At 52.1% G+C, this 26,023-nt stretch carries 25 protein-coding genes; 11 read left to right on the forward strand and 14 right to left on the reverse strand.

Going from position 1 to position 26,023, the window contains the following annotated elements:
* Positions 1-466: 466 nt before the first annotated feature.
* Positions 467-1,912 carry a phospholipase D-like domain-containing protein gene (locus AB1A64_RS21895; RefSeq protein ID WP_366554230.1) on the forward strand — a complete coding sequence of 482 codons (1,446 nt, stop codon included), beginning with the start codon at positions 467-469 and terminating at the stop codon, positions 1,910-1,912.
* 570 nt (positions 1,913-2,482) lie between these two features.
* Here AB1A64_RS21895 and AB1A64_RS21900 read toward each other — a convergent pair.
* Both AB1A64_RS21900 and AB1A64_RS21905 read right to left on the reverse strand, forming a co-directional pair.
* Entirely contained in the window at positions 2,483-4,270 is a 1,788-nt protein-coding gene (locus tag AB1A64_RS21900; protein ID WP_366554232.1) for an SLC13 family permease, read from the reverse strand.
* 79 nt (positions 4,271-4,349) lie between these two features.
* The gene (locus AB1A64_RS21905; protein ID WP_366554234.1) at positions 4,350-5,222 is read right to left on the reverse strand and encodes an ABC transporter transmembrane domain-containing protein; all 873 of its coding nucleotides are present in this window, start codon (positions 5,220-5,222) and stop codon (positions 4,350-4,352) included.
* A 405-nt stretch (positions 5,223-5,627) separates the two neighbouring features.
* Here AB1A64_RS21905 and AB1A64_RS21910 point away from each other — a divergent pair, with 405 nt between their 5' ends.
* On the forward strand, positions 5,628-7,541 hold the full coding sequence (locus tag AB1A64_RS21910; RefSeq protein WP_366554236.1) for a DUF3604 domain-containing protein: 1,914 nt from the start codon (positions 5,628-5,630) through the stop codon (positions 7,539-7,541).
* 492 nt (positions 7,542-8,033) lie between these two features.
* On the opposite strand, the gene AB1A64_RS21915 is transcribed toward AB1A64_RS21910, so the two are convergent.
* A complete protein-coding gene (locus tag AB1A64_RS21915; RefSeq protein ID WP_366554238.1) occupies positions 8,034-8,888 on the reverse strand; it encodes a DUF4396 domain-containing protein in 855 nt (284 codons plus the stop codon).
* Positions 8,889-8,970: 82 nt separating this feature from the next.
* Positions 8,971-10,662 (reverse strand): thiamine pyrophosphate-binding protein, encoded by a 1,692-nt coding sequence (locus AB1A64_RS21920; protein ID WP_366554240.1) that lies wholly within the window; start codon positions 10,660-10,662, stop codon positions 8,971-8,973.
* Between the two features lie 484 nt (positions 10,663-11,146).
* On the opposite strand from AB1A64_RS21920, the gene AB1A64_RS21925 reads away from it, so the two are divergent.
* Positions 11,147-11,881: a hypothetical protein gene (locus AB1A64_RS21925; protein ID WP_366554242.1), complete on the forward strand. Its 735-nt coding sequence runs from the start codon at positions 11,147-11,149 to the stop codon at positions 11,879-11,881.
* On the opposite strand, the gene AB1A64_RS21930 is transcribed toward AB1A64_RS21925, so the two are convergent.
* Positions 11,842-12,948 carry an alkene reductase gene (locus tag AB1A64_RS21930; RefSeq protein WP_366554244.1) on the reverse strand — a complete coding sequence of 369 codons (1,107 nt, stop codon included), beginning with the start codon at positions 12,946-12,948 and terminating at the stop codon, positions 11,842-11,844. The two genes, AB1A64_RS21925 and AB1A64_RS21930, sit on opposite strands and share 40 nt — an antisense overlap.
* Positions 12,949-13,070: 122 nt before the next feature.
* Entirely contained in the window at positions 13,071-13,805 is a 735-nt protein-coding gene (locus AB1A64_RS21935; RefSeq protein ID WP_366554246.1) for a TetR/AcrR family transcriptional regulator, read from the reverse strand.
* Positions 13,806-14,236: 431 nt separating this feature from the next.
* On the opposite strand from AB1A64_RS21935, the gene AB1A64_RS21940 reads away from it, so the two are divergent.
* The gene (locus AB1A64_RS21940) at positions 14,237-14,656 is read left to right on the forward strand and encodes a hypothetical protein (RefSeq protein ID WP_366554248.1); all 420 of its coding nucleotides are present in this window, start codon (positions 14,237-14,239) and stop codon (positions 14,654-14,656) included.
* Positions 14,657-14,985: 329 nt separating this feature from the next.
* Here the strand turns inward: AB1A64_RS21940 and AB1A64_RS21945 are convergent, their stop codons facing one another.
* The gene (locus AB1A64_RS21945; RefSeq protein WP_058282256.1) at positions 14,986-15,756 is read right to left on the reverse strand and encodes a 1-acyl-sn-glycerol-3-phosphate acyltransferase; all 771 of its coding nucleotides are present in this window, start codon (positions 15,754-15,756) and stop codon (positions 14,986-14,988) included.
* 340 nt (positions 15,757-16,096) lie between these two features.
* Between AB1A64_RS21945 and AB1A64_RS21950 the strand changes: the two genes are divergently transcribed.
* Complete coding sequence (locus AB1A64_RS21950; protein ID WP_165590778.1) at positions 16,097-16,252, forward strand: hypothetical protein; 156 nt, start codon at positions 16,097-16,099, stop codon at positions 16,250-16,252.
* A gap of 33 nt (positions 16,253-16,285) precedes the next feature.
* Here AB1A64_RS21950 and AB1A64_RS21955 read toward each other — a convergent pair whose 3' ends face one another.
* Together AB1A64_RS21955 and AB1A64_RS21960 are read right to left on the reverse strand one after the other, a co-directional pair.
* Entirely contained in the window at positions 16,286-17,020 is a 735-nt protein-coding gene (locus AB1A64_RS21955; RefSeq protein WP_366554250.1) for a hypothetical protein, read from the reverse strand.
* 110 nt (positions 17,021-17,130) lie between these two features.
* Positions 17,131-17,646, reverse strand: a complete 516-nt coding sequence (locus tag AB1A64_RS21960; RefSeq protein ID WP_366554252.1) for a DUF805 domain-containing protein — start codon at positions 17,644-17,646, stop codon at positions 17,131-17,133.
* 569 nt (positions 17,647-18,215) lie between these two features.
* Between AB1A64_RS21960 and AB1A64_RS21965 the strand changes: the two genes are divergently transcribed.
* The 4 genes from AB1A64_RS21965 to AB1A64_RS21980 all read left to right on the forward strand — a co-directional run bounded on the left by AB1A64_RS21965 (position 18,216) and on the right by AB1A64_RS21980 (position 20,846).
* Complete coding sequence (locus AB1A64_RS21965; RefSeq protein WP_366554254.1) at positions 18,216-18,515, forward strand: hypothetical protein; 300 nt, start codon at positions 18,216-18,218, stop codon at positions 18,513-18,515.
* A gap of 185 nt (positions 18,516-18,700) precedes the next feature.
* Complete coding sequence (locus tag AB1A64_RS21970; RefSeq protein ID WP_366554256.1) at positions 18,701-19,075, forward strand: DUF4345 domain-containing protein; 375 nt, start codon at positions 18,701-18,703, stop codon at positions 19,073-19,075.
* A gap of 16 nt (positions 19,076-19,091) precedes the next feature.
* The gene (locus AB1A64_RS21975; protein WP_366554257.1) at positions 19,092-19,949 is read left to right on the forward strand and encodes a DUF302 domain-containing protein; all 858 of its coding nucleotides are present in this window, start codon (positions 19,092-19,094) and stop codon (positions 19,947-19,949) included.
* A gap of 276 nt (positions 19,950-20,225) precedes the next feature.
* Complete coding sequence (locus AB1A64_RS21980) at positions 20,226-20,846, forward strand: cysteine hydrolase (RefSeq protein ID WP_366554259.1); 621 nt, start codon at positions 20,226-20,228, stop codon at positions 20,844-20,846.
* A gap of 204 nt (positions 20,847-21,050) precedes the next feature.
* On the opposite strand, the gene AB1A64_RS21985 is transcribed toward AB1A64_RS21980, so the two are convergent.
* On the reverse strand, positions 21,051-22,286 hold the full coding sequence (locus tag AB1A64_RS21985; protein WP_366554261.1) for an adenylate/guanylate cyclase domain-containing protein: 1,236 nt from the start codon (positions 22,284-22,286) through the stop codon (positions 21,051-21,053).
* Between the two features lie 407 nt (positions 22,287-22,693).
* On the opposite strand from AB1A64_RS21985, the gene AB1A64_RS21990 reads away from it, so the two are divergent.
* Together AB1A64_RS21990 and AB1A64_RS21995 are read left to right on the forward strand one after the other, a co-directional pair.
* Complete coding sequence (locus tag AB1A64_RS21990) at positions 22,694-22,951, forward strand: YjhX family toxin (RefSeq protein ID WP_366554263.1); 258 nt, start codon at positions 22,694-22,696, stop codon at positions 22,949-22,951.
* A gap of 8 nt (positions 22,952-22,959) precedes the next feature.
* The gene (locus AB1A64_RS21995; RefSeq protein WP_366554265.1) at positions 22,960-23,307 is read left to right on the forward strand and encodes a GNAT family N-acetyltransferase; all 348 of its coding nucleotides are present in this window, start codon (positions 22,960-22,962) and stop codon (positions 23,305-23,307) included.
* Between the two features lie 385 nt (positions 23,308-23,692).
* Here the strand turns inward: AB1A64_RS21995 and AB1A64_RS22000 are convergent, their stop codons facing one another.
* The 4 genes from AB1A64_RS22000 to AB1A64_RS22015 are packed head-to-tail and all read right to left on the reverse strand — an operon-like array spanning position 23,693 to position 26,009.
* A complete protein-coding gene (locus AB1A64_RS22000; RefSeq protein ID WP_366554267.1) occupies positions 23,693-24,706 on the reverse strand; it encodes an AbrB family transcriptional regulator in 1,014 nt (337 codons plus the stop codon).
* Positions 24,707-24,744: 38 nt separating this feature from the next.
* Positions 24,745-25,218: a ribonuclease E activity regulator RraA gene (rraA, locus tag AB1A64_RS22005; RefSeq protein ID WP_366554269.1), complete on the reverse strand. Its 474-nt coding sequence runs from the start codon at positions 25,216-25,218 to the stop codon at positions 24,745-24,747.
* Positions 25,219-25,224: 6 nt separating this feature from the next.
* Positions 25,225-25,866, reverse strand: a complete 642-nt coding sequence (gene otnC, locus AB1A64_RS22010; protein WP_366554271.1) for a 3-oxo-tetronate 4-phosphate decarboxylase — start codon at positions 25,864-25,866, stop codon at positions 25,225-25,227.
* Entirely contained in the window at positions 25,863-26,009 is a 147-nt protein-coding gene (locus AB1A64_RS22015; RefSeq protein WP_366554273.1) for a nucleotide-binding domain containing protein, read from the reverse strand. The genes otnC and AB1A64_RS22015 overlap by 4 nt, the downstream gene beginning before the upstream one ends.
* Positions 26,010-26,023 lie beyond the last annotated feature (14 nt).

Genomic DNA, 26,023 nt, shown 5'->3' on the forward strand with positions numbered 1-26,023 from the left:
ACGGCTAAGATCCAATGATCACATTACAATTTGTATGAGACACCCCTTGGGAGCAAAAGCACAACATAAAAAGTGAAGAAGGTGCGGTTTGAATAGAACACTCAACGACAGCTTTCTTCTGCACTTCGGGCATTGATGCACGGGGCAGAAATTTGAACTAAGGGCTCAGTGTAGCTGTTCTCTGCGGCTTTCATTATTGGCTGACCGCAGCCCAAGGCAAACATGCCCGCTCCGTATGCTGAGCGGATAGTGGACGTTCACGGCACCTTTCATCCAGATCCGCAATAGGAGCCAAGTTGGTGTTTGTATTCGCTCGAATAGGGCGTATGAGGTACGTCAAGCGCGAATTCTGTGACATAAGTTGCGGGTTCGATGAGTATTTTCACCCAAACTTTTTGCGCTGTTGCTGACCAAAATAGTTAAGGTGAAGCTTTAAGTGATATAGCTGAATTTGGGGAGTCGTGTTTTGAGCCTCGTCCACCTGTGGGCATTTCTGGCCACGCTTGCCCAGATCACATTGGCTCTTGGCGTCACGGTGCACGCCGTTCTGAAAAAGCGAGATACTCGTGCCGCAATCGGCTGGTCAGCGCTTGCTTGGCTTGCGCCGTTTGTGGGCTCGTTGGCCTATATCGTCCTGGGCGTTAATCGTATCAACCGGGCCGGAACGCGGATGGGCCTATCAGATACTATCCGTCAAATTCCCAGTTTCTCGCTCTCGGAAAGCGAGAGGGTTTTGTTTGAAGAAGCTAATGACCAACTTCCTCACATTGCGGGATTGGCCCGCGCTGGGGAAGGTCTTAGCGCAAAGCCGCTCCTGCCAGGAAACACGGTTCATTGTCTGCGGGACGGTGACGAGGCCTATCCGGAAATGATTGCGGCTATTGATGCCGCCAAGTTTTCCGTTGGCTTGCTGAGCTATATTTTTGACAGCGACCGAGCGGGAGAAGAGTTCTTGAATGCTCTTGTTCGCGCCAAGGACCGCGGCGTAGAGGTGCGTGTTCTTATCGACTGCGTTGGCGCGCGCTACAGCAAGGAGAACATGGTCACTCGATTGAAAGAGGTGGGGGTTGAAGCAGCGAGTTTTCTTCCTACAAGCGGGTTCTCCTCTCGTCGCTTCTCAAACTTGCGAAACCACAGAAAAATCCTTGTTGTAGATGGCTGCATAGGCTTCACAGGCGGAACCAATATTCGCGAAGCACATTGCCTGAACCTCAATCCAGCGGGACCAACACAATGCCTGCACTTCAAGTTTGAGGGGCCAGTGGTAAGCCACTTCAAGCAAGTATTCGTTACGGATTGGGCCTTTACCACCGGTGAGCAGTTGAGCGGCCCGGCATGGTTTCCTGAGCTTACCCGCCATGGCACAGTCTGGTCACGCGGGATTTCGCACGGACCAGACGAGGATTTCGAGACGCTCAGTAAACTCATTTTCGCGGCACTGTCGGCCGCGCGGGAACGCGTACGCATTGTTAGCCCTTACTTCTTGCCGGATTCTCGTCTTATAGAAGCCCTTTCAGTGGCGGCCCTCCGTGGCATCAAGGTTGAAATCTACCTCCCTTCCGACAACAACGTGAAGATTGTCGAGTGGGCGGCCATGGGTCAGATCGGGCAAATTATGGAACATGGTTGCCGTGTTTTCTTTACCAAGCCACCGTTCGATCACACGAAACTCATGCTCGTGGACGATGTTTGGGCTCTTGTTGGGAGCACAAATTGGGATCCCAGAAGCCTGCGATTGAATTTTGAGTTCAATGTTGAATGCTATCACCGAGAGCTGTCGGAAGAGCTCCATGCGATCTTGGACTCAAAAGCACTTGGCGCTCGGGAAATTAGCCTTGAAAAGATCAATAATCTCCCGCTTTGGGCCAAACTGCGCAACGGGCTGGCGCGGTTGCTCTCTCCCTACCTGTAGCAGGCACAACTAGGTTTGCCCCCAGACACATTTCTGGTGGCGCTTGGTTCAAAAGAACACCTACGTTCAACCAAACAGAAATTCGCGAAACGCCGAACTACGATCTTATTCGCTCTGCGTTGTTTCGGGCGCCGCAGGTGCGACACGCGTGGGTCCGTCAGAGCGCGTAAACAAGTAGAACAACAACGCAACGAACACCAAAGCAGCGAAAACGACCACTCCAGACATTCCTAAAAGAGGAGCACGATGGCGCGAACCTTTGTTGTCGGGATCAGTGTTATTGGCAGACATTGTAATTCTGACCTCCAATATGATCCCCAACACTACCATTTTCAGTGGTTTCAAACAAATTGACCGTCAAATGAGCCCTCTACTCACCTTTGGGATGTATGGCAGGTTATCCGTCGTAAATGGCATTGTTTATCAGCTTTCGTGTCGTTACATTCTTGGTATGGAATTTATAATTGGAGCCATAGTTACCGTCTTCCTTGTGGTCTGGGGGGCCATGTCGTGGTGGCGGGCTCCGGGCCACAATCGCAAAGAAGACGACGACAAATAACTTTGTCGTTTTTAATACGGGAACAGGATCGGCGCGATAGTCACGGCTGCTATTCCGGTCAGAATGGTCAGCGGAACACCAAGTTTTAGAAAATCAGAAAAACTGTAACCGCCTGGCGCAACAACCAATGTGACCACGGGGGTTGAAATGGGTGTGGAAAAGGACGCCGAAGCTGCAATCAGAACGCAAAGCGCCACCGGGTAGGGGGAGATTCCAAGCGCCTCAGCTGCGGAGATTGCAATGGGTGCCACAAGCACAGCAGAGGCCGTATTGGAAAGGACCAAGCCCAACAAAGCCGTCAAAACGAAGATGGCTGACATTACCGCTCGCGGGCTGGCATCTCCAACAAGGTACAGCAATTTCTCGACGATCAGATCGGAGCCTCCGGTGACTTGCAGAGCATCCGCCAAGGGTAGCATTCCCGCAATCAGTACAAGGCTTGGAAGCTTGACGGCGCGATAGGCGTCTTCGGCAGATAGTGTGCGAAACACAACTGCGGCGACTGCGGCTATCAGGACCGCGGCCGTAATCGAAACGAGTTCAAGCAGCGTCGCGGCTATCATTCCGGCCATAATTATTATTGCGGCCCAGAATCCCGAGGCAGCAGGTGGTATGGATTGCCGTTCCTGAGGAAAGGACAGCAGCACGAGCGAGTCGTGCCGTTTGACGGCCCGATCTAACGCGTCCCAACGCCCGGCGATTAACAGTCGGTCCCCGGATTGCATCGTTGCTGCTGCTGTATCCCCAAAGGGTTCGCCGTCTCTGACTAACGCGACGACCTCGACGTCTTTCGCTTCCGCGCCAAGTCCGTTGCTCAAGGGTTTGCCAATCAGCGGGGACTCTGGATGAACTAAAACATCGGAAAACCCGATCTCATCAATCCATGCGTCGATCATGTTTTCTGGGTCGATGCGTTCAGAGAAATTAGGTCTCTGCGCGAGCGTTTTCAGCGACTCTTCCGGGCCGCGCACCAAGATGCGATCTCCGCGTAGCAACTCCATCCCAGTGCGAAACATCGCCGGTATGAGCTTGCCTTTTGCACCTGACCTTAGTCGGATCACAATATTGGCATCGTCTCCGATCATCTCAGAGACGTCTTCCGCAGGAACTTTCTTGGCGACCACGAGAATTTCAGACTGAACATGGAGATCAAAAGATCTCCACATCCCTGCAAGTGTTGTTCCGGTTGTCGTCATGGGCTCTTCCTGGGTTTTCGTGACTGACCGAAGACGATGCCGGCCCCAAAACAGGATGAAAACAACTGCAACCAAAAGAACAAGCGCGCCGATCATGAAAAAGGAAAACAGGCCCAGAGGCTGATAACCCTGCGCAACCAGTTCATCGCTGACGACCAGATTTGGAGGTGTGGCGATGAGCGTCAGCATGCCGCTAATCAAGGCGGCATAGGACATCGGCATCAGAAGCCGCGCCTTGTCGTTTCCGGTTTGCTGGGAGATACGCAAAATGATCGGAATGAATATTGCGACAACCGCCGTCGAACTCATGACGCTTCCCAGAAGAGCGGTGCTGACCATTATCAGGATCAGAAGATTAGTCTCCCGGCTGCCGCCGTAGCGCATGATCGCGTCACCAACCGCGCGCGCCACACCCGTTCTGTCCAGCATTTCCCCCAGCACCAGAAGGCACGCTACAAGAATTACCACGCTGTTTCCAAAGCCCGAGAGGCTTTCTCCAATTGTCAGCGTGCCACTCAGGGCGAGCGAAATGACCACTATCAAAGCGACAAAGTCGTAGCGAACCCGATTGCTTGCCATCAGCGCGCCTGCGACGGCAATCAATACAAAGACAAAACCGGCTTCGTTAGTCATTGCTGTCAAACCTTTAGTACAACAGGACGGCAACCCAACCGCGCAAAGTTCAGTTTGGCACGTTAGCCATATCTACACCTGCGTCGCGCAGCAGTTCAAATTTCACAGCGGTTGCGCTGACCTGTCGATAAAATGCAATCAGCTGCCGCGTCGGGCCCTGAAGACGCGTCAAACCCACGGTGGCGGCGACGACTGTGCCGACATCCGTATTGCCTTCCAAGACCTGCCAACCGCCCACGACAAGAACGCCCACCGTCCCGGCTCCGTTAATGGCGCTGAGTACAAATTTCGAAGATAGCTTCCAAACGAATATCCGAGAACGCGTGTCGTAAATCTCGTCAAATTTAGGTGTGATTTCCACGGCCGAGCGATCAGGATCAACAAGCCAGTTGGTGGCTTTGCGCAATGTATGAACCCTGTCTGACACAAAGGAATTCACGCGCGTCTGAACGAGAAGAACAATAAACACCTGAGGGATAATCATACCGATCGCAATCAGCCCCAGAGAGGGTTGATTGGCTGCAATGTACCCGATGATCACAACAAGGGTTCCGGCCTGTACGATGGGTTCAGACAAAGCGCTTCCCGAGAACTTTCCCACTTGTTCGGCTTCGGCCGACACCATGGTGGCCTTGGCACCATAGGCAACTTTCTCGGCCCCTGCGGGGGTTTCGCGCGACAGATTGCAAATGCGCTTGCGCAGTTTGCGGATCATGTCTTCGCCCAGAACGCTCGATAGGTAACCCAGCACCCATTTCAGCGCGAGGCTCAGGATGATCACTCCACCCATTGCAACGCCGAGCCACAGCAATCCTGCGGGGCTTATGTTCTTTTCAGTCAGCCCGTTCACGATTTCCTTTTGGTAGTTCAGAGGAAACGCCGCCAGGGCGGCAATGGCCAGCGACAGCAAGATGTTAACCATCTGTCGCTGTCCCGTTGTTCTCCAAATGGATCTATAAAATTCAATCACTTCACGTTCCCCCAACTTTCTTGCGGCACCTTTGCTGAACGATGCAGGTGTTATGAACGCACAGTAACACTCAATTCCATTCGCATAAAAAGATGCGTGTCCGGCGAGCAGTTGCAATGAGTTTTGAGCTCGTAAATTCTTGAAAAATCAACGGCTTTGAATTGATTTTGTGAATATAGGGACGGTCACTGATCCCCAGTTCTGGCCTCGCGCAGACGTGCCAACTGCTGCGCAAGTTCACCACTCCAACCGTCAAGTTCGGATCCCAGATCGCTCGCCTCACCTACCTGTATATTTGATTTTTTGCATATTTTTTCATACACTGCGTCCTTGGTTTTACTGTTTGGGGGAGCAGTTATGAGAACTCATTTTGAAACCACGATTTTGTTGCATGCTACAACCGCCTTCGCGCTTTCATTGGGAACGCAAGCAGTTGGCTTCGAAGGAGAAGTACCTCCGGATACTGTGGTGCCGTCGCAAACCTATTCTCCGTTTGTTGACCGATCTTATCCCGATCAGGTTCTCTTCGGTGATCTTCATTTCCACACGGAAATCTCGTTCGACGCCGGGCTTGTTGGGACCTCTTTGAACATCCATGACGCCTTCCGCGTGGCGCGAGGGGAGAGAGTAACCTCAAACACCGGGCAGCCTGTTCAGCTCATTAGGCCCCTCGATTTCCTAGCCATCACCGAACACGCAGAAATGTTGGGGCTTGCCACCGCTATTCGCGCGTCGGACCCTCGACTTCTGGCCGACGACTGGGGCCGCTTGACCCATGAAAGGTTCAATTCCGGGCAGGAAGGTCGGATGGAGGCGTTTGCCGATATTATCGAAATCGCATCAATCGAGGGTAGGGACCCCACGGCTGGCTTGGGTTTAGATGGCGACCTCTGGCAACAGATCGTAGAAACAGTCGACGATTATTACGAACCCGGTGTTTTCACTTCGCTGGCAGGGTACGAATGGACATCGACACCGCGAGGCGACAACCTTCACCGTGTTGTGATCTTTGGGGATGGCGCCGATAAGACCAGTCGCACTCGTCCGTTTACCTTTTTTGAAAGCGAAGACCCCGAACCGTTATGGGATTATCTGGCCGCCTACGAAGAAGAGACCGGCGGAAGCGCCGTTTCAGTTCCGCATAACGGAAACATTTCCAACGGGATAATGTTCGCGCCTACCAAATTTGACGGTTCACCTATGGACGCGGAATACGCTGCCAAACGTATTCGTTGGGAGCCTATGCACGAGGTAACCCAGATCAAGGGTGACGAGGAGACACACCCCTACTTGTCGCCCGATGATGAGTTCGCGGATTTTGAAACCTGGGACGTTGCGAATATCTCTGGAACCGTTGCAAAGAAACCTGAAATGCTTCGCTACGAATATGGGCGCTCCGCTTTGAAGGTCGGGCTTGAGGTTCAGCAGGAGACGGGCGTAAACCCGTTCAAGTTCGGCTTTTACGGCACGACGGACACGCATACTGCGCTGCCGACCACGCGGGAAGACAACTATTTTGGCAAGTACCAGCACACCGAGCCCTCGGAGAACCGTCACAACTTTGATGTCATCCCGGCCGAAGACCCGGCATTGCGTATCATTACGGCGCAAGAGTCAGCTGCGGGCCTTACCGCTGTCTGGGCCCGCGAAAACACGCGGGAAGAAGTCCACGGTGCTATCAAACGCAAGGAAGCCTACGCCACGACAGGGCCGCGAATGCGGGTCCGGGTCTTTGGCGGCTGGGATTTCGATGCCGACGATCTGTACGCCTCGGATTTTGTGTCCAATGGGTATCAGAACGGCGTGCCAATGGGCGGAGACCTCAAGAAAGCGCCTGATGGTGTTTCTCCCAGCTTCCTGATCCGTGCGCTGCGCGATCCGGATGGTGCGAACCTCGACCGTGTCCAAGTCATCAAAGGCTGGATTGACGAGAACGGCGAAACCCATGAACGGATCTTTGATGTGGCCGTCTCTGATGGCCGAGAGATTGGAGAGGATGGTCGCGCGCGCGAACCAGTGGGCTCGACGGTAGACATTGAAAACGCGACATACAGCAACTCAATCGGCTCCGTGGAACTCGCCGCGTATTGGCACGACCCAGATTTTGATCCGGAAGACAACGCATTTTACTACGTGAGAGTGATTGAAATTCCAAAGCCACGTTGGACGACTATTGACGCAGCATTCTATGATATCCCGTTGCCTGAAGCTGTCCCAGCAGAAGTCCAAGACCGTGCTTACACGTCACCGATATGGTACAGCGCCGAATAGTTGACTTAGTTTACATGGCAAAACCATTCATGGTTAGCTTAGACTCCTAAGGGTATTGCTGGGAAACAACCTCTTTGGCTGAAATGCCTCCATATCACGAGCGCGCCCGCCGCTCGATTTGGTGGATGAAGCGAACGACTGGTCTGATGAAGATGCGTCGTCGTATTTGAACCTGTAGCTATAACCGCTGTTTACCGCACACTGAACTTTGCAAAGTCTGCTTTCTGCGCATTGCTGACAATCGTGCCCTGTGCAGCAATTTGCAGAATGGGCTCAGTGTTGCCGTTCTCTGCGGCTTGCATGATTGACTGGTCGCAACCCTAAGCGGACAATCACAACCAAGATTTGCAGTTTCTGAGATGTAAGCAAGGCCATCGATTATTTAGGTTTTGGCGAGCGAGCAACTACGAACTATGAAGAATGTTGTGATCTTAGCGAGGCAGGTGACTAGTGGGAGTTTCTAAGGGTCGCTCCATTCCGCACACGGGTTACTCAGAATCTGATCAACACGAATTTTGACGTCAACCACAGTGCTGCAATAAGCAGGGCGTAAGTCGAAAAAATCCACGCTGCTGCGTTTCCAACTGGTAGGCTTTTCATTTCCATAGGATGATGTCCTACCTCTTGGTGCCCGCTATGACCTGCCATTTCATTGTGCTCCGGTGATGCATGCCCAAGCGCCGGGGCTGGTCCATCAGCACCGGGTAGTGTCATGCAGCCGTGTTTCAGGTGGTTCGCCACCAACCATCTGTTTATCGGAAATGCGATCACCGCTCCGACAACGGTTGCGAGACTCATGCGGAACCAGAATTGTGGGGTAAGAGGGTCCTCGGATCCCGGCCACACCGCCGCAAGCAGGACCATTGTCGGGATCATTCCTGTCATAACCATGTTCATCGAAACCGTTTCCGCAAAGAACGTTTTTTGAACGGCCTGCCCGTAACTCCCAAACATCGGCATCATCATCAAAGCCTGGAAGATGAACAAGCCGGACACGAAGCCAAAGACGTATTCGATAACGATGTCCCATCCATTTGAAAGGCTCAGAAAATGGACCAGTATGGCGGCAAAAATGATGCCCGTAGCGTCACCTGCAACGCAATGCATCTCGCTGTTAATTCCTTGTTTCCAAGTAGCCCTAGTGTATTGGTCGTGACCTCCTGGGAAAGGGCGGCGACACGCAAGCAGGTAGAAAAATAAGCCAATCGGGCCGGTGTAGAACGTCACAAGAATCCACGCTGCCCGCTGAACCCAACTTGTCACTCCATTGCTAATCGAGTCCCAGATGACAAAGCCCACGCTGGCGCCCGTTAACAGAAACCACACGAGCATTGCACCATTCAACATGTCAGGCCCCCTCGTTCTGCGGAAAGACCCCGGCTATCGAATTTGATAAAAGGATAATTCCGCCGTTTTCTCAGGGAGTACTTTATCTGCATCGATTGGGTCGACCATTGTTTCGCGCGACCTGATTGCCCCATCGCAGAAGATTGACGTTGCAATCGTCCCGGTCGATTTGAACTTCAATCAAGCAAAGACCGTTATGATCAATGGCCGTGTTGATGGCGTTGTCCAGTTCGCCTTCTGTTTTGACTTTGCATCCCCAAGCTTTACCCTCCCCAGCGCTGAACACGTCGATCAAGCCGGCGTAATCCCAATTCTTGATGGTGTTATATGGGCCATCGTGTATTTCTACTTCGATCGTGTAGCCGCCATTATTGATGAGGAAGATAATCGGCCTTGCATCGTATCGGATCATGGTCGAAATCTCTTGGGCGGTCAGTTGAAACGAACCGTCTCCAATGCACGAGATCAACCGACGCTCTTTGTTCCCCAGTGCATATCCCAACGAAGCGCCGACGGACCAACCAATCGATCCATATTGCATTTGTATCTCAAACCGAGTGCCCTCGGGTAGGTTAGTCTCCATTCCATTGAACCAGGAATCCCCCGTCTCTACGAGTAGCGTGCTGTCCTCATCCAGCATCTTCTGAACACGTGCAAAGAGTTGGCGAACGGTCACCGGAGTGTCGGCTGCGTTGGGTTCTGCTGTGCTTGGCTCAGTTCTGACACGTTCGAAAGCCGTAATGGCACCATTGTTAGGCGTCAGCTTGTCAGCCAGTGCATCCAAAAACTCATCCATTCGGACATTGCTGAAATGAGTTTCACCTAACTGAATGGACGTCGGATGCACCATTACCGCTTTGCCAGGATCAAAACCAAGTTGGTGACCTGTTGTGGTGTAATCGGTGAAAACAGGACCAACAAACAGCAAACCATCTGCTGCATCGACAATTTCCCCGCAGCCCGGCGTGCTGACAGGCCCCCAGTAGATTCCCATGAAATTCGGGGCTGCTTCGGTCAAGAAGCTCTTGGCATTTGGCATTGAAGCCTGCGCGTAGTCACAGGTGGCGGCAAGACCGCGCAAAGAGCGCTCTGCCTGGCCAGCCCGCACCTTGCTCCCTGCAACAAGCACTGGCCGTTCCGCCGCATTCAGGAACTCTGATACTTGTGCAACCGCAGTCGCTAGCGTGTTTGGATCGCTATTGGGCTGTCTGGCAAAACTGCGTGGAACTGGCGCTGACGTTGGCGCTCCAGCTATGTTCGAGGCGATTTCGATGTAAACAGGTTTGCGCCGAAGCATCGCGGTGTCTATCGCTCTGTCAATTGCAACAGGTGCAAGCGAAGGGTGATGGATCGTGACGGCCTCAGCGGTCACACGAGCAAACATTTCGCGCTGGTAGTCATAGTCGACCTCGCCAAGTGTATGATGCAGATATTCCCATTCGGCCTCAGAGTTTGTGTTCGGCCCCCCGGAAATCGCGATCAATGGGAGATCCTCGGCATAAGCACCTGCCACGGCATTCAATAGGCTCAACCCTCCTACAGAGTAGGTTACGACAGCCGCTGACGGGCCTCCTGTGGCGCGGGCATATCCGTCTGCTGCATAGCCGGCATTAAGCTCGTTGCAGCAACTGATCATTTGGAGGTCCCTATTGCTAAGCAACTCATCCAGCAGAACCAAATTGTAGTCACCGGGAACCACAAAATAGTCCCTAATTCCAGCTTCTTGCAGTCTTTTTGCCAGATATGATCCGACGGTCCAGCGCTCAGTTGCCATGCCAATATTCCAATTCAAGTTGTTTAATGAACTGGACGCATCCTATTTACGAAAGCTGGATTTACAAAATCGAGAGTGTTGAGCACGTTTCCGAAGCTGGTTAATTGAAAGCCAAAAACCACCTCGGGCTAGATAGAATTTTCCCGTTTGGGCTCCGAGCCGCTGTTCTCTGCGGTACTCATAATTGACCGCTCGCAGCCTAGACGACCGGAATGTGCCGTTAACTAGACTTTGCAAATTCCGCTTTCTGCGCATCGCAGACTATAGAGCGCGGCGAAGCATTTTGCATATTGGACTCAAGGTAGCCGCTGAAAGATTATTCACGGCTGGTCGATCTTCGGATGCAGTGGGTAGTTGTCTGACGAGGACGCAATCGCTTTATAATCGCGACTTAATTTAAATCTCGAAATCCCGGCTTTCTGCCACAAAACCGGCGCGAATTTCCGACAGTTTCAGGAAAACGAATGTTTCTTCCGGTGATGTCTTGAAGGACGATGCCCGCAGTATCAATATTAGACTAAGCGTCCTAAAACCAAGTCTTGTTCGTTGTTTTCACTCCCTGATTGGCTGCGTTCCAAGCCAAAGCAGCTCACCGAAGCAAATCAAAAGCCCGCAAGCGAGCTTGATGCCGAACCGGTTGCGAAGGTCGGCACCAATATCGACCGGCCGGTCATCAATCTTTATCGACCCCATTTCACTCTGGGGATTGTCTGATTGTCACCGGGTATCAGGACTTCTTGTCTTTGCTGTCGATTTTGATGAAGGAATTGCCCGAGCTGAGGGATCTGGAAAACGACAGAGATGTAGGGGCGCTCATAACGCTGCATCCCCACCATTGATTTTACTCACAAAAATTGAAGACATTCGCCCAAAATATTGCGCGCCATTTGCGCATAAGTTTGCACGATTTGCCCATAACAATGCGCTGTTCGAGAAACGCGTTCAATTGATGGTAGTCACCGCACATCTTCTTCAACTAAAACCGGGCGCCTCTCAATCAAAAGTGCATTCTGATTGGAATTATTCAACCCTGATCATAGGGAAGCAGTTCATTCGTAGGCTTGTGTTAGATCCCGGCTTCAAGAAAGGATATTGCCGTAATCGCGAGGTGAGCGCGTCCAAATCGGCGCGCTCACTCTATTTTGTATTACCTGTCACTACGGAGGCTAGAGCGATGTATTACTCTGCGGCAACCGCTTCCTCTGCTAGTGCCGGGTAATCGGTGTACCCTTTTTCATTGCCGCCGTACAGGGTAGTTGGATCGAGCTCATTCAGAGCGGCGCCTTTCTCCAACCGGTTGACAAGATCAGGGTTGGAAATAAACGGCCGGCCAAAGGCCACCAGATCGACGGCTCCGGTTTCAACCGCTTCAACCGCCATTTCCCGGTCATAAGCGTTGTTGCCCATTTTCGCACCGTCAAACAATTCATAGAGCGCCTTCAGATCGCCACCTTCCGGAATATCGCGCGGGCCGCCAGTCTGTCCCTCCACGAGATGGAGATAGGCCAGCCCATAGCCATTCAGCAATTTGACCGCATGGGTGAATGTCGCCTGCGGGTCACTGTCGGAGATGTTGTTGGCGTCCGAGAATGGGCTGAGGCGCACACCAACGCGGTCGGCGCCCCAGACATCGACAACCACGTCCATAACCTCTTTCAGGAACCGTGCTCTATTCTCGACAGGACCGCCGTATTCGTCTTCACGCTTGTTGGATTCGTCCCGCAGGAATTGATCGATAAGGTATCCATTGGCTGCGTGGACCTCGACACCGTCGAAACCGGCCTCTTTGGCGTTTTCCGCGGCCCTCCGGTAGTCCGCAACGATGCCAGCAATTTCTTCGATGGCCAGAGCCCGCGGTTCAGATGTTTCAACAAACTGCTCACCATCAAACGTCTTGGCCTTAGCTCCAATTGCAGATGGTGCGACAGGGGCGCCACCATCCTGCTGCAAGCTGTAATGCGAAATCCGGCCTACATGCCAAAGCTGGATTACAATCTTCCCGTCCTTGGCATGGACGGCCTCAGTCACTTTTTTCCAGCCGTCGATCTGCGCTTCGGAATAAATGCCGGGCGTCCAGGCATAGCCCTTGCCTTGGGGCGAGATTTGCGAAGCCTCCGTGATGATCAGACCTGCACCCGCCCGCTGGGCGTAGTACTTGGCCTGCAATTCTTGGACACTGTCATCCTCGGCTCTTGCCCGGTTGCGGGTCAATGGCGCCATGACAACGCGGTTTTTCAGCTCGATTGCACCAGCTTTGATGCCGGAGAACAGTTTTTCATCAGCCATTGCTGCTTCCTTCTTTGGTAAACTTCGTTCAGATATTATTGGACCAATCAGTCCAATATTGGGGTCACTGTCTCATGATTGAGTTTGTTTTAGGTTTCATTTCTTTATGGCGGCGGGAGGCCTTATGGCGAAATCACCAACCGGGCTTGTTTCAGGGTTTGCGATATCTGCTCAGCGGGAACGCCCGCCTTGCGCAAGGCTAGTGTTCCGATTGCAAGGGACGCAAAGGCGCGTGCCTTGTTGAGGGCCTGTCCCGGATCCGAAGGCTCAAGCGCTCTCGCAATAATCTCGTCAATATTCTCCAAATGCTGCCGCCCGAGAGCCGCCACTTCATCATCATGAGGAGCAAGTTCCGTCAGGCAGTTGATAAGCATGCAGCCATCACGGCCGCCTTGCGGGTTCGCCAAAGCTTCCATTATCGCACCAACAGGGTCATCTCCGCCTGCATCAGCAACGTCACGCAGCTCTTTCAAACCACGCCTTGAATAGTGGCTGAGGGCCTTGTGAAACAAAGCCTGCTTGTTGCCGAACGCACCATAGAAGCTAGACCGACTCAAACCCATGGCCTTGGTCAGATCGTCCAGGGACGCGGTCTCGTAGCCCTTGTGCCAAAATACGCACAAGGCTTTTTCCAATGCCTCAGCTTCGTCAAAGGCACGAGGTCTACCTGGACCTGCGGATGGCTTGATGTCGCCATTTGGGAGAGTTTTTTTGCTCATGCGGATGATTTGGAATGATTGGTCCAGAAATTCAAGGTGGCAGTAGGAAATTTTTGGAATGGTCAGTCCGTATTGTGACCAGAGAAAGGAATTTAGGTCGGTAGAAATACAAAACCTCCCCATCCCGCTTGGTGTCACGCTAATCTTAGGATCAGGACTGTTTGTCTTTTTGCGAGAGTGTCAAACGAGGAGGATCGTGATCGTAGAAAAGAGAGCCCGCGCTCGGTACTAGTTTCCAACACTGGACAGAGTGACTGGCGGCTTTGTCCAACGCGCTGATGTTGATCATTCACAAACCAGAGATTGGTTCGGTAGATTCATGGCCAATGCCCTCAGCTTGTGAGGATTACTACTACAATGAGTAACAAAGCCAGGAATTCAGAACTGGTTTTACGAGCATCAGAACGGCGGGTCATCGTAAGCAAACCAACAATAATTTCAGCGCGCTAGGTAAAAAAGCGAGGTTAGCTGAAGTTTAATTTGCCCAATGTGAACTTCTTAACTTTGGTTAGAACGGTTTTTTGGCAGTATCGTTTCATGAGTTGTTAGTGAGTTCAGTGAGTAAGTAGATGTATTTGCATAATTTCGAGGGGCATTGTTGCGCGGTCAATGACATCTGGATGGATGATTTCGCGCGTGAGTATCCGTTGCTGGACGATGTAGGCGTGCACGCACAATGGCAGAAGGGCTCCTGGCAGATCACGCGGATAGCCGACATCTGGACACGAACCGGGAAGGTACTTTCTTTACCTTACAAAGGAGCCAACGCCTATCCATCTTTCCAGTTTGCTCAGGATGGAACCCCGCTTCCTTTGATGGAAAAAGTGTTGAAAGCCCTGCCACGTGAAATGACCCCGTGGCAATGCGCGTTCTGGTTAACCTCACCCAAACTGGAACTCGGAGGGGAAAGCCCGGCAAATCGCATTCAGATCGGCGATGATTGCATAGTCGGTATCGCAGGCGATGCTGGTGGTCTGATGGCAGCTTAGTGTTAGCTTTTGGTCACTCATACGTCGTACAGCATCTGGCAAATTCGTGTCTCCCCTGCTTTTTCTGCCTCCGGCAAGAATCGCGAGATCAGGGCACTTAATTGTCCATTCTCTTCTGAGAATTCAGAGACAATACCAAGCAGCCCATCCAAAAATACGAATGGCCAAGAGCATACTGAAATACGGGTACTAACTAGGTCTTCGAATATCGATGCCCGTTGGAGAAAATCCCACCAACAAGTACAACTGCTCTGCAAATCTGTTACCTGCCGCTACGCGTAGCGGAAACTCAACAAACTCGGTTTCTGCATATTTCTGTCAAACAGACTTCACCGCTCAAATACAGCCATCATCTGCCTGCGCAATCGCGCCAGATCCTCATCCACACTAGCGGTAGGATCGCACGTAAATGTTGGCAAAGCCTCCACACGGATCGTCCCGCTGCGCGGTAAATGTTTGCCGCGTGGAAGTAGACTATCGCTGTCGTGGATGACAATAGGGGTGATCGTGCGGCCGGTTTCTCGGGCGACTAATACAGCACCCGCCTTAAAGTCCCCTAGCGATTCTGTTTTGGCCCGGGTGCCTTCTGGGAATAGCACAATGGAACAACGGGCAGGCATTTCCCTGACAGCCTTTGTCAGCGTATCCATGGCCGTTGAACCGGAATCCCGGTTGATAGGGACGAGACCCGCTCCATCAAAACCAGTTCGCAGGAGTTTGCTGTTCCAGAACTCTGATTTCGCCGCGAAAGTGAACCATTTGGTGTCAGGCACCACATGCATGAGACTGAAGCCATCGAGATGGCTACGGTGGTTAACCACGATGATGCTGTTGGTGTCGGCGGCGAGGGCATTCTTTTCCTCAGGACGCATCTCGACGCGGATGCTGAGGAGCCACAGCAGGCGGGAACATGACCGTTTCACCAGGCGCCAATACCAACCCCGAAACCCTCTGCGCCGAACGCAAAGAAGAGGGGCAAAGGCCACGAAGAGGAAATAAAACAGGCCGACAAGAACCAGTATAGCGCGCTTGATAAGGCGTATTGGCAATGGGTCAATGGCGCGAGTAGCGCGGTCTTGACCGTCAGGTGAAAAGGGCATGACGTCCTCTGATAGGGCCTGTGGCTGGTGCGTGAGCCATGAATAAAGGCCACCGGAGGTCCTCCGGCAGCGCTTTGACATGCGCCACTTGCGAAGGAAGACAGCCACCGCACACCTCTCTATCTGTCGAAGTCAGTACCAGATCAATGAGAAAAGACGACGTAGCGGAATGTATCTTGGTGCTTCAGTCTGACTTGAGTAACAACTGACCGGCCTTGGCATAGAATATCGGTAAGAGCCCAAAGTTACATCATCGGTCGAGAGCATCCGCAATTAGTTTGGCAAAGGTTCGGAGCTCGTTGTTCCCCGGATTCGGGATTGGTTTGAAGGTGATTACTTCTTGCTCGATGTAGCGTCGCGAGGTGACATCGTACTTGTCGAGAAGCGGTATCAGATGCGCATGAGCATGGGCGACATCACCACCCGAGAATTGAAATGCCACACGCTTCCTAGACCCGAAACCAGCACCATACCGGAAGCCAAACATTTCATCTGACGCACTACTTTGGCAGCTGGTTGGAAGGAGATATCAATTGCACTGATCATACCTGTAGTCCCCATATTCCAACCAGTTTGCCGAGCCGGCGCTAAAAATCAGAAACTCGGACCTGTCTTCCCCAAGCAGGGCGACGACAAATCCAGCGGGCGGCTCAGAGTTCCCGAAGTAACTGTAGGCCGTCATGGCTCTGATCGACTCGCCGTTAACCGCTACTCGCGCGTCCCACTCCCCCTCCGGCTTGTCCAAAATTACGGGTTCGATCACGCGCTCTATCGCTCCGCCACCACAATAGACGATGCCTTCGGGCGCTTCGTAGGAGGTCTCTTGGCTAACTTCTGAAACGCACGCAGAACGAAGGGACCGAATTGCTGCGCTGGAACCTTTCAAGTCAAAGATCCCATAGCTGACATCTTGATCACTCATCGACAGATTAACCGATGCATTGGCCGCAAGCTGATCCAGAACAAAACCATAGTCTGGCTGACAATTGAAACTGACCTCGACGGGATAGTTGTCGACGATCTGCACGGCAGCGTTTTCTGCGCCAACCTGAAATGCTCCAACTTCGGTGGTGCCGTTCTTCAAAAAACGAATGGAAAGCCCCTGCTTGTCCGCAATGTCCTGGCTGTCCTCGAATCCAGCCGGAGCAAAGCGAATACGGTCACACTGAAGTTCCAGCGTCATGTTTCCTGTCTGAATAAACGCATTGGGGTTGGGCCCGGAGCTGAACGACCACTCCGCTGATGCTGTGGTCGCCACTGCCATCAGTAGCATTCCAATGGAAATGGTTTTGCAGCTCATTTTTTTCTCTCCATTGAGTTACGGTTCGCACTGTCGTTCAGCAGAAGTTCCAGCCAATTGCCCGGACAGCCAGATCAGGAAACAGGTTCGCCGTATTCGTTTGCGCCTTCTTGGGAAGGTCGTGTCAGCCACCAGATCATCAGGATAGACAGAACCAATTGAAGAATTGAGACAACAACAATACCGGTCACGCCCAGTACTGCCGCGGGTCCTCGTAATGCATCGGGGTTTTCGGTCCCTTGCTCCAATACCGAGAAGAACGCCACCCCACCCAGCATAACAAAAAGCGTAGTAATGCTGAGCGCCATCGGCAGCAGCAAATACCAGCCAGGTCGTCCTGTATCATGCAGCCTTCGCCAACCGGCGGCCAGCATAGGTATGAGAACAGCCAGCTGGAAAACAGAGGACAGGACCCGAGATCCCTGGCCTGTTTCGGGGTTGGTCCCGAACATGATCGTATCCAGCACAGCTAAAGCAGCGCTCGCGAGAACCACGAACAAGAAGAACCACCAGTATTCTGAGCGTAAAGCCCGACCGGAGAACTGGAAGTATTTCGAGAAACACGTTTTAACTGCTTCGCCAAATCCCATATTTCACTCCATTCTTACTTTCTTTGCGGTCTCAAACGCTTCGCCGCTCTGGAGAACGCACTCGCCCCATCGGATGCTCCCTCTTACCTTTTTGTTTGAAAGCAGAAGCCTATCGTACGAGAGCGTAAAGAAGTTTACGCGCGGAAAAAATATTGAATTATTAAAAATTAGATTCAAACATGCGAATTTGACGCAACTTTATTTTACCTCCGTTGTTGTCGCTGTCGCCCGATTTGTCGGGCCCTTCCGGCCGCTGGAGTGAGTGCTTGCGGTCGGAAGGCTGTTTGCAATGACCGAGCGTTGGGAGGACACGATGCTTAGACTTAACGTACTCGCCCTCTTTCCAGAGTTTGCGCTAGCATTTGCTAGTGTCGTCATTCAGCTTTCACACGTTGTCGGCGGTCTCGGTAGTCAAAGTAATATCGCTCTGCCTGCCAAGCCCCCCGCGACAAGTTGTTGGGAAGGGAAATCACAGGGTCGAAGTATGTTCCATAGCCTGCTCTGACGCGAGAACTTCAAACAAGCCCATCCAATTTCACTAATTTCAAGGGAACCAGAGGGAGAAGAAAATGTCTAACAAGATGGTGATGATTGCAGGCGCGACATGTTTCGCACTGCTTGCGGCCTGCGACGATTCGAGTACATCAAGCGCGTCCGCCGAGCTCACGCCGGCTCAGCAGGCATGTCTGCGTGATGTTGCCAACACAACAAATAACTCGCAAGTCGTGGTGCTCTCATCCGCGTTTAGCGAGGCGGGAACACAGGTCACAGTCGGCGTTGGCGAAGATCGTGCTCCTTGGAATTGCATTGCTTACAGTGATGGCGCGACAGCTGGTATCGAGTTCCTGGGCGACGAAGGCGCATTGTGACCTGTCTGCTGCGTAGCTGAATACGGCTGCGCAGTACCGGTTCGCTCTTCAGAAAGCTCGACTTGGCCTGTCGGATACGCCTTTCAAAGCGTAGCGTGGGCATCCGTTTCGGATCATCGGATGCCTCAATAGACCGATCAGGAGTTTTGTAAACAAAGCGAAACCTCTACAAGAAGGAGTCCTCCATGAGTGCTAGATTCGTCCTTCTGCTTGCTGCCGTCGGCCTCGTGCCAATTGCGTTATCATACGGTCTGATGCCCGGCAGTTCGATCCCAGTTTTGCTGGGATTTCCGGTGGAAGGTACGAACCAAACCCACGTGTTCCGAGCGGTTATGGGTCTTTACCTGGCAAACGCATTGTTTTGGTTGGCGGCCGCTTTGAAACCAGAATTACAACGCCCCGCGCTGTGGATTCTATTTTTGTTTATGTCGGGACTGGCCGTTGGACGCTTACTAAGCATTCTTATCGATGGAGTTCCGAACGGGATACTTCTCTTTTACCTTGCGGCCGAGATAGCTTTTGCGGCTCTGGCGGCGGTTTCCCTGACAAAAGTACGATAAAAAAGGAAGTGGCAAAATGGTGAGGTTTGGCTTTGTTTTCTCGATGATTGCAACTGTTTCGGTTGCGACATCCGCTTTTACACAATCGTCATCTGTCCAGACCGCGGTGGACGAAAACTTCTCAGCGATTGAGACTGCCGTTGCCGAAGCGGGAGCTACTCCAATCGCATCGATAGATCACGCGCGCTTGGCCAAAGCCGAAGGCGTAGAAATGCCAGCGTCTCGTGTACTAATTTTCTCTGATCCAGAGATAAACACGCCCATCCTAGAAGAGAACGTACGAGCAGGTCTGGACCTTCCTTTTCGCGTTCTTTCCTTCGATCAGGATAATCGCCCGCAGATTACCTACACGGACTCCCAGTTTCTCAAAGTCCGGCATGGGCTCACGGACGCCTCTTCGTTGCACGCATTTCAGAGCAAGATGCTCGAAGTTCTAAACAACTTGGATGCAACACCAGCGCCGACCAACGGGTTGTTTGCCGACTATGGGGTCATCGAACTGCGATCTCAGCTCAGCGTACCAAAGGCAGTGGAACGTCTCAGAAAAGCAGTGATGGAGCAGGACGATACGGTCTGGTTTGGGGAAGTCGATTTTGCGGCCGAAGCGTCCCATCTGGGGGTGGAACTGCCGGATGCAGTTCTCTTACTGTTCGGCGGACCAGCACCCGGTGGCGTGGCTATGGCGGGCTTTCCGGCAATTGGTTTGGATGCCTTTTGCCAAAAACTATTGGTTTACGCGAATGAAGAAGGCGGCTCCGTAGTCATTTTCAATGACATCGCTGCCTTGGCAGAGTTGCACTACGGTTCCTCAGCCGAGCCTCATCACGGTTTGAACAAACGGCTTACCGCAACATTTCGCACTGCAATTGAGTAGCCGCTGGTTGGAAGTCACAATTTTTCTGAATTGCTATATTCCGTATTTGGCTGCCCATTCTGAGCTGGGTACAGACCATCGCAACACTTAACCCCTAACGGCAGTTTGCGGGCAATGTTGCTCTGGGCGCGAGCATATAGTTTTCATTCCAAAACAACGCAGCACGGTCTTGACCATACTCAGTTGCACATTTAGTCAAAATTGATCTGCCCGCTGGGACGACCCGGCCCAACAAGGGCGTTTCTTCAGGACGACCTGGCAAATTGGAGGTCGAACATGACGACTAAAACCAAACAAGCTAGGAAACTGATCGAGGGTAGACCGGCCCTAATCGTAATCGACATTCAAAAGAGCACGTTTATTGATAACAGCGAAGTACGCTCCATCGACAACATGCCGGGCTACAAAGAGCGCATGATCGCTGCGCGAGATTTGGTTGATGCCGCACATGATTACAATGTGCCAGTCCTTTTCATCCAAGAAGTCCATCGTCCCGATAGGATAGACTTCGGCCGTGAACTGGATGGTGACGAAGACATACACTGTCTCGAAGGCGATCCAAGAACGGAGGTTGCAAAAGATGAGATGGGATATCGCAAAGGTGACTACATCGTCCCGAAGCGACGGTATTCTGCATTTTTCGGAACCGATTTCGAAATCCTGCTACGAGGTTTAAAGGTAGACACACTTTTGTTGTGCGGCGGGCTGACAGATGTTTGTGTGCACTACACATTCGTCGATGGCCACCAATCAGACTACTTCTGCCGCGTAGTAGAAGATTGCGTTGGCGGGTCATCTGTCCAAGCCCATGAAGCTGCTCTCAAAGCTATGGAATATCTACAAACTGGCGCTGTTCAGAGCCGAGAAGCAGTGATCAATGCGATTGCGTCGCTCTAAATTGCAATCGAAACGTTAGTGCCAGTTGGGGTGCATAGTTTTTTTGGGTGCGGAAGCGCAGGAGCCGAAGTTTGTTATGAGGCTCTGGTTTGGAGTAATCGGAAGATTTTAACCGTAGGATCGTCGCAAGAGTAAGCCCGCGCGGCGCTAGCGGTTGTTTACGCGCCTGGCCTAATGGGCCAGAACTTTTGGATTGAGCTTTATCTAGTCTATCGTGAACAGCTCCTGTCTTTCAGCAACACCGCGCAATCTGTATTGCCCCAGGGAAACAAGACTTGGAATGGAGCTCACCAACTCGCCGGCCACCTTGTCGGAAACAACAATGTTCTGATCGAGCGCGCTGCACATGCCAAGAATACGGGCCGTTGTATTGACTGCTGGGCCAACCACTGTGAAATCCAAGCGAGACCTACCGCCAATGTTGCCATAAAGAACGTCGCCAGCGTGCAACGAAAGAGTGAAGCCGGTCGTTGGCAAACCATCTGCTTGCCGTCGTTGGTTGAGTTCGTCAAAAGTATCCCGCAACTCCGCAGCCGCGTGAATTGCGACGCTGCGCGCGTCCGGAACTTGATTGATATCGAAGATGGCGAGCATACCGTCTCCCATGAATTTCAGAACGTTACCGCCATTCCATTCGACCACGTCAACAGCTTCTGCGAAGTAATCGTTTAGCAATTCAATGATTGAATCTCCCGGAAGCGCTTCTGATAATTTGGTAAATCCTTGCAAATCAAAATACCAAATCACCGCCGAAATCGTTTCGGATGAACCTCGTGTGATGTCCCCAGAAAGAACGCGCCTGCTGGCGTCTTTGCCCAAATAAGCGGCGGTTATGTCTTCAGCCATCAGCCTGTTTGCCCCACATTTTAGCGTCAGGCAAAGCGGAGATATCAGTTGACGCAAACCGTCAAGTTGCTGGCTCGTGAAGCCCCCGCTCGCGTCGGTCGTCAATGAAATAATGGCACCTTCCTCGGCCTGCATTGGGTCAACAGGCATAGCGTTATCCTGTATAAGGAAGAACCGTTTAACAGCGAAGTAGTCTGTGGCACCGCGCTCGCGAAGTTCATCAAAGATTGGAAAGCTAAGCTCTGGATCTTCGACTGTCAGATCTTGTCTGATCTCTTCAACGTTGTTTGCCAAAAGATAGTAAATCGGGCTTAGGATGTATTGTTCAGGCGCATCCGTTCTTCGGACAAAGTCCTCTCGCTCATTTCCCCCGTCCCTGTGCCAGCGGAAAGCGACTGTCCCAATCTCGGGATGATGAGCGCGCACAGTAATGTTTGCTCTCTGAAGCGGAATCCCTGCCGAAACAAGACGTTTGCAGAATGCTTCCAACCAGGTTTCAACCTGCGCATTCTCTAAACCTTGTTGAACCAGCCAATCGGCTAAGTCCTTTATGGCGGCTGTGAGTTCCCAGTCTTGGATTAATGGAGCTGCCATGATGACCTCACGATGAGATGTCTGAACAGTTTGTTACTAGTCTAATTCGGTTCAAGTACACATCAAATTCAATTCTCCCACTGCGCTTGCAGCCCTAAGGCCGTTAACAGTCGGCGACTTTTTGCGGGGTATCGATTGGGTGCTGGCGCGTGCGGCAAGAGGCGTACGTGTCAGCTCAAAATGAGACACTCATTTAATAAGGGACATTGACGCGTCTTGCCTAAAGGACTATCTGCGCCAAACGTATGAGGCGGTACGCCTCACACAACGGAGATTTTATGAAAGAGACCCGGGCCTAACGCCCGTTCCTGGCGACCCAAATTCAGGAACATCAACATTGATCGGCATACTCAAGCGCGATGCTGAGTGTGGTGTTTGTTGTACTTTCGTAAAATCGAGACATCCCAATGAATATCTCAAAGCACGAGCAACGTGTTTTGCACGAACTCGCCCTTGGCGGGTCCATCCACTACAAACGCCTGGCAAACGGAAAAGTCCATGAAGTCACTTGTTATACGCGTGACGGTTATGTGCTGTCTGACTGCACTCTCAGTGTTTTCCAACGCTTGCTGAAAAAGCGCTTTATCCGTTCAAAAAACGGCAACCCCTATCGCGCCTCCGCTTTGGGGATCAATTCCGTGCGCGCCCAAAGGAACCAAAGATAGGAAAGAACATGAACCAAGTAGACATTGATGCCATTGTTGACGTCCACCGGAAAGCCTTTGAAAAAGAAGAAGGCGACGACATCGCTCGGCTCGCCAAAGACTTCCTCGACCTCCCGGACACGATCTCTATCAGTTCCGAACGCGACGGAAAAATTGTAGGCAACGTGCTGTTCACACCGTTTGTTTTCTCGGACCACCCCAACACTAAATGCTATCTGCTGGCACCTTGCGGGGTGCTGCCAGCGTATCAGGGCCACGGCGTTGGGAAAGAGATCATGGAGGCGAGCATTGATTATCTCAGTTCCGTTGGGACGGATGCAGTGTTCGTGTTGGGTGTCCCGACAGAGACTTTGTAGGTACGCGCATAACGCTGCATTCTTATCATTGATTTTATTCAGAAAATCTGGGTGCCTTCGCCCATTAATTTGCACAGCAATTGCGCATAAGTTTGCACGATTTGCCCAAAAGTTTGCACGGTTCACTACCCGCTCAATTATCGATTGTCTTAGCGTAGCTCGATCAACTCGAACACACCAAAACTCAATCAGAAGTGCATTTTGGATGGAATAATTCAACCCAAACCGAACAACACAACTCAATTGAGAGGTTATGGTAGATCCCTTTCAATGTAGCACGGCTCGGTCGGCCTTCTCCAAGGCAGCCAACTAGTACTTTGGCGACATACAAGCTTTGCAGCAAAGGCGGCATCGATTGCTGAGCAAGTGAACTCCATCGGATGCCTCAGTGCTTAAGATCCCGCTTTGACAGGGCCGCCACGAGAACAGGCGCTACAATAAGCGCCGCCAAAACCCTAAAAATATGATGCACCCCGACGAACGCAACATCGCGACCAACGCTCACCGCTATGATTGACATCTCCGCCAAGCCTCCAGGTGAATAGGCTAAGACAAGTGCGACCGGGTCTGTCTCCAACACGTTCGCAACAGCCAATGCGCCTGAGAAGGCCACAGAAATCTGGAGAGCGACAACCATGGCCGCTGCACCTAGAGCTGCGATCAGAGCTTTGATGGGCACTCCGGAAAAGCGTGCACCAACATTAATGCCTATGAAGACCTGCACCAACGCAGTCACAGAAACCGGAATCTCGAATTCTGTCCATCCCAGCAAGTGAACGGCCGCGCTGAATATCATCGGCACTACCACAATTGGTGCCGGCAGCTTCACCCTGCCCCGTGCTAGCATTCCCACAACAATACATCCGATGATCCAAACCCAATCGGTGAACGTGATCGAAGCCAGCTGTGTTTGAGCTTCGGGGGGAATGACTTCGAAATCTGCAATCAGGTTGATTAGTAGTGGAATCAGCAAAATTGCCAATGCAATGCGCAACGCATGAACGATAGCGACACGAGCCTGATCCGCACCCTTTTGCTCGGACAGCAACACCATTTCGGCAATGCCACCCGGCATTGCGCATAGAGAAGCTGTCAATGCATCAAAGCGCGAAATACGTCGTAAAAGGTAGAAACCAAGGACGTACATTATTCCAAGGGCTAACAGTAAGAAGGCCAGTGACACCCACCAAGCACCAAATGATGAAAGCAACTCGTGCGTAAAGGATGCTCCTAACATCACACCTACAGTTGCTCTTACCAAGTCCAACATAGGGCCCGGTAGTTTGACAGGAAACTGCTTCAACGATCCGGCGATTGTCGCCAACATTGACCCGATCATCCACCCCAGTGGAATGCCTGTAAGCGATACAAGCCAGCCAGCAACTGCTGCCGTGACCATGATAGCGCCATGCTGTGAGAACTTGGCAAAACTCGAAATCAGACCAACCGCTTCTTGCTATGCAACACGCCGTCCGCATCGCCGTAAACCCAATCACCAGGATGGAATTTAACTCCACCGAAGCTCACCGGCTCCCCGATTACGCCCCATCCACGTTTCGCGCTTTTGACGGGGCTGGTCGCTAAGGCGAATACCAGAGTGTCCATTTGATTGATTTCGGCACTGTCTCGAATTGCGGCGTTCAGGATGAGACCAGCCCATCCATTTTTGATCGCAAGATCAGCCAAAATATCGCCAAGAATTGCAATTCGCGTTGATGCTCCGCCGTCGACAACCAAGACGCGCCCCTCACCGGGTGTTTCCAGTTGCGCCCTAAGTTCCGTGTTATCTTCGAAGCACTTCACTGTCTGTATTTGCGCCGCAAAGAACGGTTTTATCCCGAACTGCCGAAACGGCAGGTGGACAAGTGTAAGCTTTGACGCATGGTGATCGATAAGGTCAGCGGTTTTCATGATGGATTACATCCTTCCGAAAGTATCTTTGAGTTCTGCGACTTGAGCTACATCCAGCAACCGGGTTGGCAAACCGCGCAAAGCCACTAGCAGCTTGGCTGTTTCTTCCAACTCTTCTGCAGCACAGACAGCTGAGAACAGATCCTTTCCCGATACGACAGGGCCATGGTTGGCCAATAAAACCGCACTATATTTGCCGCCCAGTTCACGGATCAAATCACCTGATTTTGGATCACCCGGCTTAACGTATGGAACAAGTTTGACCGTGCCGACGCGCATGACCACGTATGGTGTCAGCGGTGGAATACAGTCATTGGGATCGGTGTCTTCCAAACACGACAGTGCGGTGGCCCAGGTCGAATGTAGATGCACCACTGCACCAGCTTGTGGCCTCGTCTCATAGAAGGCTTGGTGCAGAAAGACCTCCTTGGTCGGTTTGTCTCCGGAGACGTGGTTGCCGTCCAAATCAATCTTGGCGATGCGCTCGGGATCGATATTCCCCAAAGTGGAGTTGGTTGGTGTCATGAGGATGCCGTCGTTCAGACGGGCAGAAACATTGCCCGCTGTGCCAACGGAAAAGCCACGCGCAAACAGCGAGGCACACAGTTCCGACATCTGCTGCCGCAAAGCCGGTTCATCCGAACTCATTTGCCGGCCTCCATCATTCTGAGGGCCTTAGCGAAAAAGTCCGGAGCGCCGAAGTTTCCAGACTTTAGAGCCAGCGCAATGGGTTCAGTTTTTCCAACGCTCAGGACTGGCACGCCCGGGTCGATCTCTGGCCCAATTGACATGGCTGGAGACCCCA

The organism is Ruegeria sp. ANG10 (assembly GCF_040705255.1).
Taxonomy (GTDB): Bacteria; Pseudomonadota; Alphaproteobacteria; order Rhodobacterales; family Rhodobacteraceae; genus Ruegeria.